Here is an 8986-nt window from a genome sequence, read left to right on the forward strand (position 1 = left end):
ACACCTAATAACAACAGTATGAAGTTTACAGTAGACAAAAAAGAGCGTTATTGCATTTTTAAGCTAGATGAGCCTAAATTGGACTCTATTATATCAGCCAACCTGAAAAGTGAGCTTGTAATCCTTAACCAGGAAGGGTTTCGCAACATTATTTGCGACCTGAGCGACGTTAATTTTATCGATTCTTCTGGGTTGAGTGCCCTATTAATTGGTCACCGCCTATGTAAAGAGTCGAACGGAACCTTTGTGTTGACGGGCTGTGGCGACTCTACCGTGAAGCTGATCAAGATATCGCAACTGGATACCATTTTGAATGTGGTGCCTACCGAAAGTGAGGCTACCGACTTCATTTTAATGGAAGAAATTGAACGCGAAATAGGCGAAGAATAAATAATGTCGTTTTCGGTAACCGTTATCGGGAGCAATAGTGCCATACCTGCGCATGGGCGACACCCAAGTGCTCAGGTGGTAAATATCAACGATAAATTATATTTGATTGATTGTGGTGAAGGCACGCAAATGCGGTTCAACGAGCTGGGCATTAAGTGGATGAAAATCAATCATATTTTTATTTCCCATTTACACGGCGACCATTATTTCGGATTAATTGGAGTTGTTTCCACTTATCATTTATTAAAACGCAACAGGCCATTATATATTTATGGGCCGCAAGCATTAATTGATATTCTGCAAATACAATTGCAAGTTGGGCAAACTGATTTATGTTATGAATTAGTTTTTCGTGCACTTGACCCAACACGTTCGGAAACAATTTTTGATGGTGAAGATATTACCATTGATACCATTGTATTAAAACACCGAATAGATTGTGTAGGATTTTTATTTCGGGAAAAACAGCGGGAAAGAAAAATAAATCGTGAAAAATTTCATGAGTTGGATATTCCTGTTGAATTAATTCCGGAAATAAAAAAAGGAAAAGATATTCTGGATGAAAAAACCGGAGAACGGATTTTAAATAAAGATATTACGCTGGATCCATTGCGTGCACGCGCTTATGCCTATTGTTGCGACACGGCTTTAAATCCTGAAATGGCAGCACAAATAAAAGGTGTAGATTTATTGTATCACGATTGCACTTTTGATGCAGCCGGTGAACAACGCGCGGCAGATACTTTTCATTCCACAACTTTACAAGCTGCACAAATGGCTTCGCTTGCTGCTGTAAATAAATTAATGATCGGACACTTTTCTTCTAAGTACGATGATTTAAGACCATTGCTTGAAGAAGCAAAAACGGTATTTGAAAATAGTATTCTTGCTATTGAGGGGAAGGTGGTTGTGGTGGAGAGGTGAAATAAAATCTGTTATTTTTTTTGCCTCACTAATTTTCAATAAAAAGTTTTTCAATAGTTGATTGATTGTTGAGCCCTGTTATGTTAACAAAATACATTCCACTTACCAAATCACCAATATAAATTCCATTATTTTGTATTTGTGTGATATATTTAACAAGATGACCTGTTATATCTGTAATTGTTATGGAATTAATATTTGCAAGCGACAAATTATTATCTGAAAATTTAAAATAAATATTATCACTTGCCGGGTTGGGGTAAATTAAAAATGTTTCATTTGGCAAAATATCTTTCACAGCAATTTGTAATGTATCACACTCACTGCCTGCGAGGGGGCCGAGGTTATAGTTGGGCATGTTGGGGAGGGTTGCTGTGCAGCGTGCATCACCGAGTGGAATAGTAAGCGTATCAAAATTGCAAGAGAGGCCTTCATTTGACGGATTATTAATAACACTTATGTTTTGATTAGCAAAAGAATATTCATAATGGGCATAGTTTTCTTGAAATAATGGAACGTAAATCTTTTCATCCCTAGCAATTTGTAATGCACCTAATTGATAATTTTCATATGTGTTGGAATATATCATAATTCGGCTATCTTCAATCGGTTCCGGGCACGAAATACAATATTGATATAAAATTCCTTCAGAAGGCCATGTTACATATAACATTCTGTTATCATTTGAAAACTCACAACCATAAGAGCCAACTTCATGGAAAATTGATTTCATACTTGAAAAAGTACCCGAACACCGATTAAAATCAAATAATAAAACATATGAATTTCGTGTAAAAGCAAGTTTTGAACCATCTTGAGAAAATTTCATTTGACCAGTTGAACCAGCACCAGGAGGACCTAAGTCGGGCAAACCTGTAAAGCATTGAGTAAACGGCCCGAGTATTGTATCCGGTGTAATTAAAAAAGTTGCTAAACATAAAGTCGTATCATTGGCACTCGAGAGCATAGTAGTTAACCACCAATCTCGACCGTTCGCATGTTTTACTGCATGCATCTTTTCATCTAAATATCCCGTGAATACATCCTTATTTTTTGAAACTACATCGCCCTGCCCACCATTTAAAGTCATTTCAACTATCGAGTATTCAAGTCCATAATTATCTGGTGGGCCATTTTCAGCTTGTAATTGAAATATATAATACATGGTATTGCTACCCGGTTTGGGTAAAATTGTAACACCTTGTGTTATACTGGATGGGTCATCAAATGATAATTTACCAATATTTAAACTATCACCATTAGGCATTACTTCATTATTACGGTCCCATACTTTTTGCCCGTTGGTATAAAATAGCAAATTACCTAAAGAATCTGATATAGATGCACTGGCTTCATGAGATAAAATAGATGTTTTATAAAACGTCGGTATTGGGGTTGAAAAGTTTAGACCGACACTATCACCAAAAACCCAGTTGTTGCTATTTTGCTGTGAAAAAGCATTGCAGCCAAAAAGGACTGCAATGCTCAATACAAATAATCTATACATGTGTTTAATTTTCGATAATTAATTTTTGGATTATTGGTTTTTTGTTTACTGATGTAATTTGTAAAATATAAAATCCGCTTTTGAGGTCACCAACATAAATACTATTGTTTTGCTGTTGGGTAAGGTTTTTAACAATATTTCCTGTTACATCGTAAATTTGTATATTATTAATATCCTTAACACTTAAATTATTACCGGTAAAAAGCAGATTGATATAGTTACTGGCCGGATTCGGGGCAACAATGATTTCACTATTCGGCAAATATTTTCTTACATCGATACTTAACGGATTATTTTTCGGCATGAGTGTATCTAACATTGCCCTTGCCTGGTAAACCCCGGGGCCATTTAATTTACCGTCCATATCAGCTATGGTTATTAAATTTTCCTGATCTTCCGGACTCAATTCAAACACACCATCAATATTTATATTATCCAAATAAATTTGACTTGTTTGTTGCCAGTAATTTTCTATTTCATTTACAGGTGTTATGTTTGTAAGAATATCCTGGGCGTTTACAAAATTTCGAGTCGAAATTGCATCTACCAAATCAAAGAATGATGGAATATTAGTTAATTCAATAGCAGCATATAAATGCAGTAGTTCCTCAGAAACTAAATCCAAATTTATACTGCCCTTAGCAACTTTGCTCCAAAAACCATATTGTAAAAACCAACTTTCCGGCGAACTAACCACCAAATTATCGTTAAAATTAGTGGCCCAATTATAGTATTGGGATTCTAAATTTTCAACTAATATTTCTGCGCTTAATCGCATGTCATCGTATGCTAAGCAATTTGTTCCGCCTACATCATTAAAGTTTGGTAATGTACCCAAAATAGGGTCAAGTAATGCCCCTGGAATATCATACTCTATCCCTGAATCTTCAAAATTCCAATTAACTGCAGTACAATCGGTTGTACTTACATCCTCAAATGATGTTACCCGATTAGCTATAGAAGCCGGCTCCCAATAATTACCTGATGGCCCCGGGCCAGTTGGTTGCTGAATATCAGGACCGATTGGTGGTGTAAATGCATCGCCTCCAATATCTAATAAATAAAATCCAATATCAGCGTATTCTAATTTATTACAATACATATTACTTCCTGTCATGGTGTTGGTCATAAAAACACCAACTCCTGATGTAAATGTGCTATTACCTTCTAATATTAAATCGGGACATTCTTCAAAATAAAAACCGGTCTGGTAGGGTATGTAACTACCATTAGTTCCATAAGTGGAGTTTCGATAAATATAAGCTTCAGGGCAATTACTGGCTAATAATCCATGTCCTGCATATGCTCCACCGGTATTCGTAGTTGCTTCGTAATACAGCGAATTGTATAAAATTTGTGGTGCCTCAATGTTAGTTAATACAAGACCATTTAAAACATGGATAGACTCATTGGTTTCCATTGTAAAATTTGGTGCGCTGAGTGTATTATTTTCTACATTAAAACCTATGGGTTTTAGAGAAGGATGAAACGAGACTAATTCTTCCATTATATTTCCATAAATATAAAGGGGGTCAGCATTTGGGTTGTCGTCAATATTTACACCGAATTTTTCAAAGTTGGTTACTCTGTTTAATTTAATTTCTACAACTCCACAATTATTTTCAACTAATATTCCAACCTTCATATTAAAGTTACCTTCTTCTTCATAATCGGCGGTTATTCTGTTTTGCCATATATAACTATCAATCCGATTACTTACTACAATCCCTTTATCTGCATTTTCTATCCAGTTATTATAACCATCTGTTACATTAGAACCAACATTTAAATAATGGTCGCTACCACCTGAGCCGGTTGCATAAATTCCTGTTTGAAAAATAGAAGCAGGCTCCGAGCCTAAAGAAGTAAGCGTACCATTTGCGCCAATTAAATCATGGATGTAATTATCCTGAATAACTACATTTGAATTGTTAGTTCTTATTGCAACATTAAGTGATTCAAATTCATTAAAAGTAGTTGAAGGATCATCATAATCATACGTATCACCAATTAAAAAGGGTGTTGCCGGTGTTACAGAATTAAGTACTATGCCATAATCTCCAACTTCACCTGATTTTGGCGAAATGAGAGAAGGTGCTGTAAAATATGTATCATCAATTGAACTAGTAATGGCCCCAGCAGTAGTAAACGGTTGAACTTTTATCCCTATTTCATTATTACAAAATGTAGCATTCGTAACAGTAAAAAATGATTCACTACCACCATTATTTTCAGCTAATAAACCAATTAAGGCATTTGCAATTGTTGCATCATTAATAGTTACAGTTCCACCCGCTCTAACACGAATTCCTTTCCACAATGCGCTTAATGAATATAATTGCGCCGTTCCAGTTATGGTTAAATTCCCGCCATTTTTTACAACAATTTCCTTTCCAGCCGCAATTTCTAAACATGTAGCACCATCAATAGTAAAATCACCTTCAATTAATAAATCATCTGTAATACAATAGTGTTGACTGGTCCATGAATCAGGGTAACCTGTTATTGCAGGTGCAGCGGAGCATGTCCCTCCACAAGCTGTATAACATTGTGCAATTGCTAAATTAGGTAAACCAAGGAGCATAACTACTCCAAATATATATATATATAGGTTTTTCACAAAATTTTTCATAAATTAAAATTTTAGTGGTTAAATTAAAATGTATCGTAAAAGTGGAATGTTCGCAGTATTATTAATAAATAATACCGCTATTGCTGGCGAAACAATAAGGCAGGGTTCTTGAGGTCAAAAGCAAAGCTGCTTAATAATCGAAATAAGATTAGTAGAAAATATGTTGTCAATTTGGCATACATATGTCTTGATTTATAATCAAATTTAACCTACTTAATGTACTTTTCAATGGTGTATGTAATATTTATTTTTAAATAATTTATTTAATTTTATATATATAAAATTAAATGTCTTGATTCTCAATTATATATAAAAAAATCCCGCACTTCTCAGTGCAGGATTAAATAAATGCTATAATTATTTTACAACAAATCGCGAATCATCCAAATAATAATTAATGCCATAATAGCTACTATTATTATTCCGATAACAATATTGAGTGCTGTAGAAGCGACGGATTCTTCTTTTACCTGCTGAGTAGCCTGTTTTTTTCAGCTTGTTTTTTGACATGATTAGTCGCGTTTTAAGTTATATTTTTCAATTTTATTATACAGGTGACTGCGTTGAATATCGAGTTCTTCTGCAGTTTTGGAAACGTTCCAGGCGTTTTTATTTAAGCGATGCAAAATAAATTCTTTTCGATATGGTCTTTAAAATCCTGGAATTTTCGAAACGTTCGTATAAATCTTTCGGGCTGCCACCGCTTTTAGGTGATTGCGCATAATTAATTACATCTTCTTCCGTAATTTTTGTTCGCTTAAAATTACCAGTCGTTCAATTACGTTTCGCAACTCACGGATATTTCCGTGAAGTTGATGTTCATAATTTCCATCATGGCTTTTGGTGTAATTACTTTTTTAGGCACACCATAATCTTCACAAATTTCTTTTACAAAACGTTCTGATAATAATGGGATATCATCAGTTCTGTCGTTAAGTGAAGGAACATGAATGAGGATTACACTCAAGCGGTGATATAAATCGAGGCGGAAAGTATTATTTTCTACTTCTTTAATTAAATCTTTATTAGTTGCAGCAACAACACGAACATCAACCGGAATTTCTTTATCGCCACCAACGCGGGTGATTTTATTTTCCTGTAGTGCACGTAAAACCTTTGCCTGAGCACTTTGGCTCATGTCGCCAATTTCATCTAAAAACAAGGTTCCGCCATTAGCAGATTCAAATTTTCCGATACGTTGTTTGATGGCAGAGGTGAATGCCCCTTTTTCGTGACCGAATAATCCGCTTTCAATTAATTCGCTTGGAATTGCAGCGCAGTTTACTTCAATTAAAGGGCCATTTGCACGATTACTTTTCGTGAATCCAACGCGCAACCAGTTCTTTACCTGTTCCGTTATCGCCGGTAATTAATACGCGGGCATCGGTTGGGGCAACACGTTCAATAGTTTCTTTATTTTTGAATCGCGGTGAGTCGCCAATTATTTCGCGGGTTTTGGTAACCTTGCGCTTTAATACTTTTGTTTCAGTAATTAAATTCGATTTATCGAGCGCATTGCGAATGGTAATGAGAAGTCGATTTAAATCAGGTGGTTTTGCCACACAATCAAAAGCGCCTTTTACCGCTTCAACAGCAGTTTCTAAAGTGCCGTGACCGGAAATCATGATAAAAGGCACATCAGGATTGCTGATTTGTGCTTTTCGAGCACTTCCATGCCATCCATTTTGGCATTTTAATATCACAAAGGGCGATATCATAATCACCTTCCTGAATCATATGAAGGCCTTCGGCACCATCGCCGCCTCTCGTCTACTACATAACCCTCATATTCAAGTATTTCCTTGAGGGTTTTTCTGATGCTTTTTCGTCATCAATTAATAAAATGTTAGCCATTCTGTTCGTTTAAGTGTTCACTTACAGCCTGCAAAGCGCGTGAAACCTGCATGCTGTTGAATTAATTTAATTGTTAAAAAGTTTAAGTTAGGTATAGTGTTCTATTACAAAACTAAACGAAGGTAAATATAATTTATTGGACAGAGAAAAGAAATTTTGTAGTTTTTTTCAGAAAGTTTCTGTCTTTATTACAGTACCATTTTCATCATAATATTTCCAAATGCCGGTTTTAACATCAGCTTTGTAAGCGCCTTGGGATTTCAGTTTACCGTTATCGTAAAACTCGCTCCAGATGCCGGATTTCATATTTTGAACGTAATCACCTTCGCTGGTAACGCCTCCCTGCTGATTATAAACTTTTTGCGGGCCGTTGAGCATATCATTGCTGTAGGTTTGCATCATGGCTATTTTTCCATTGGTATAATACCACTTCGTGATAACATCGTTTTCACCTTCTTTATATTGAATTTGAGAGATCATTTATCCATTATCTGTATATTTTGCACACGTGCCGTTATAATTTCCATTTGTATAGGAATAACGGATTTTTAAAATTCTGCCACGGGGAACAAAAGCATATTTTTTGTTCGCCATCCAATTTATCATTTTTATATGCCTCCTGAGCAACTAATGCACCACCTTTATCGAATTCCATGTATATACCGGATTTAACACCGTTATCATATTCAGCTAAATTGATGAGTAATCCGGTAGGTGAATAATTATACCATGTTTCCTGTTTTATTTTCCAATCCAGCAAACCATCCTGCACCATAATATCATTTTTGTAATACCACCACTCTGCGATAATTTTTTGCTGCATCAAGAACGGTGATTATGGTATCTGTTTTTACCGGCGCCGCTGCTGGTCCACCTTTTGCAGGATCGGGCGGAATAAATGTAACCGGGTTTTGTGCAAACAGCGCACCTGAAATAATTAATAATAAAAAAGTAATGGCGGGTTTAATTGTTTTCATCTTGTGTAGTGGTGTTATTATTCGTTTTATTTTTCTTTTCTGATTCGGTTTCTTCTTTTGATTAAATGTTTCATCAGTAGTTTCACCTCTGCAACATTCATCAAAATTTGTTTTGCAAATCATACATTGTCCGTGCCCATGCACCCAAACAACTTTTGTAGGCTGACCACAATAAAGGGCAAATTAATATTTGGTTACCGATTTGCATTATTGTGCGTTCATTAAAAAAATCCCTGTAAACTCATAAACGGATTCTGTTTGAGTTTCTATCATTTATCTGGACCTGACGTCACCACCAGGTTCTTGCTGTCTACCCGCCGAAGATTAAAAAGAGCCGCTTTTCTTTTACTCCGGCATATTTGACATTGTAACCCGCAGGGTTACCCGATACTCATGTTACCATAAATACCCGTGAGCTCTTACCTCGTTTTTCACTCTTAGTTCCGAAGTGATGCCACGCAGTGACGTCTACTTTGGGGTTGTTACTTTCTGTGGCACTGTTCCGTTACCCGCCTGAGCGGATACACCGGTTAGGTGTTGCGGTGCTCTATGTTATCCGGACTTTCCTCTCCGCATTACTGCGAAGCGATAGAACGGCTTACAGGAATTTCTTTAAAGAACGTTTTTATTGTTATCGACTTAATTTATTCAAAAAACAGCATGTGTTTTTAATTAATAACGCACAAATTACAGCAAATTTTA

At 35.8% G+C, this 8986-nt stretch carries 9 protein-coding genes, 1 other RNA gene and 1 pseudogene; 2 read left to right on the forward strand and 9 right to left on the reverse strand.

From position 1 onward, the window contains the following. The first annotated feature begins 18 nt into the window (after positions 1 to 18). Both IPI65_08445 and IPI65_08450 read left to right on the forward strand, forming a co-directional pair. Entirely contained in the window at positions 19 to 390 is a 372-nt protein-coding gene (locus tag IPI65_08445; GenBank protein ID MBK7441542.1) for an STAS domain-containing protein, read from the forward strand. Positions 391 to 393: 3 nt separating this feature from the next. Then, a complete protein-coding gene (locus tag IPI65_08450) occupies positions 394 to 1314 on the forward strand; it encodes a ribonuclease Z (GenBank protein MBK7441543.1) in 921 nt (306 codons plus the stop codon). Positions 1315 to 1342: 28 nt separating this feature from the next. On the opposite strand, the gene IPI65_08455 is transcribed toward IPI65_08450, so the two are convergent. The 9 genes and pseudogenes from IPI65_08455 to rnpB form a co-directional block, all read right to left on the reverse strand. After that, positions 1343 to 2821 carry a T9SS type A sorting domain-containing protein gene (locus IPI65_08455; protein MBK7441544.1) on the reverse strand — a complete coding sequence of 493 codons (1479 nt, stop codon included), beginning with the start codon at positions 2819 to 2821 and terminating at the stop codon, positions 1343 to 1345. Positions 2822 to 2825: 4 nt separating this feature from the next. Continuing rightward, a complete protein-coding gene (locus tag IPI65_08460; protein MBK7441545.1) occupies positions 2826 to 5453 on the reverse strand; it encodes a T9SS type A sorting domain-containing protein in 2628 nt (875 codons plus the stop codon). 357 nt (positions 5454 to 5810) lie between these two features. Then, positions 5811 to 5963: a hypothetical protein gene (locus IPI65_08465; protein ID MBK7441546.1), complete on the reverse strand. Its 153-nt coding sequence runs from the start codon at positions 5961 to 5963 to the stop codon at positions 5811 to 5813. A 2-nt stretch (positions 5964 to 5965) separates the two neighbouring features. Continuing rightward, entirely contained in the window at positions 5966 to 6082 is a 117-nt protein-coding gene (locus IPI65_08470; protein ID MBK7441547.1) for a hypothetical protein, read from the reverse strand. Further along, positions 6063 to 7307 (reverse strand): annotated as a pseudogene (locus IPI65_08475) (sigma-54-dependent Fis family transcriptional regulator). Before IPI65_08475 ends, IPI65_08470 begins: the two are co-directional and overlap by 20 nt. Before the next feature lie 168 nt (positions 7308 to 7475). Then, entirely contained in the window at positions 7476 to 7787 is a 312-nt protein-coding gene (locus IPI65_08480) for a hypothetical protein (GenBank protein ID MBK7441548.1), read from the reverse strand. A 34-nt stretch (positions 7788 to 7821) separates the two neighbouring features. Next, positions 7822 to 8130, reverse strand: a complete 309-nt coding sequence (locus tag IPI65_08485; GenBank protein ID MBK7441549.1) for a hypothetical protein — start codon at positions 8128 to 8130, stop codon at positions 7822 to 7824. Continuing rightward, entirely contained in the window at positions 8087 to 8407 is a 321-nt protein-coding gene (locus IPI65_08490) for a hypothetical protein (GenBank protein ID MBK7441550.1), read from the reverse strand. Before IPI65_08490 ends, IPI65_08485 begins: the two co-directional genes overlap by 44 nt. Positions 8408 to 8512: 105 nt before the next feature. Then, positions 8513 to 8889, reverse strand: an RNA gene (rnpB, locus tag IPI65_08495) — RNase P RNA component class A. Positions 8890 to 8986 lie beyond the last annotated feature (97 nt).

Source organism: Bacteroidota bacterium, from assembly GCA_016706255.1.
Taxonomy (GTDB): Bacteria; Bacteroidota; Bacteroidia; order Chitinophagales; family BACL12; genus UBA7236.

Coding starts and splice junctions, on each gene's coding strand:
- IPI65_08455 (MBK7441544.1), bottom strand. CDS start 2,821: ATGTATAGATTATTTGTATTGAGCATTGCAGTCCTTTTTGGCTGCAAT.
- IPI65_08490 (MBK7441550.1), bottom strand. CDS start 8,407: ATGATTTGCAAAACAAATTTTGATGAATGTTGCAGAGGTGAAACTACT.
- IPI65_08450 (MBK7441543.1), top strand. CDS start 394: ATGTCGTTTTCGGTAACCGTTATCGGGAGCAATAGTGCCATACCTGCG.
- IPI65_08480 (MBK7441548.1), bottom strand. CDS start 7,787: ATGATCTCTCAAATTCAATATAAAGAAGGTGAAAACGATGTTATCACG.
- IPI65_08445 (MBK7441542.1), top strand. CDS start 19: ATGAAGTTTACAGTAGACAAAAAAGAGCGTTATTGCATTTTTAAGCTA.
- IPI65_08485 (MBK7441549.1), bottom strand. CDS start 8,130: ATGCAGCAAAAAATTATCGCAGAGTGGTGGTATTACAAAAATGATATT.
- IPI65_08460 (MBK7441545.1), bottom strand. CDS start 5,453: ATGAAAAATTTTGTGAAAAACCTATATATATATATATTTGGAGTAGTT.
- IPI65_08465 (MBK7441546.1), bottom strand. CDS start 5,963: ATGTCAAAAAACAAGCTGAAAAAAACAGGCTACTCAGCAGGTAAAAGA.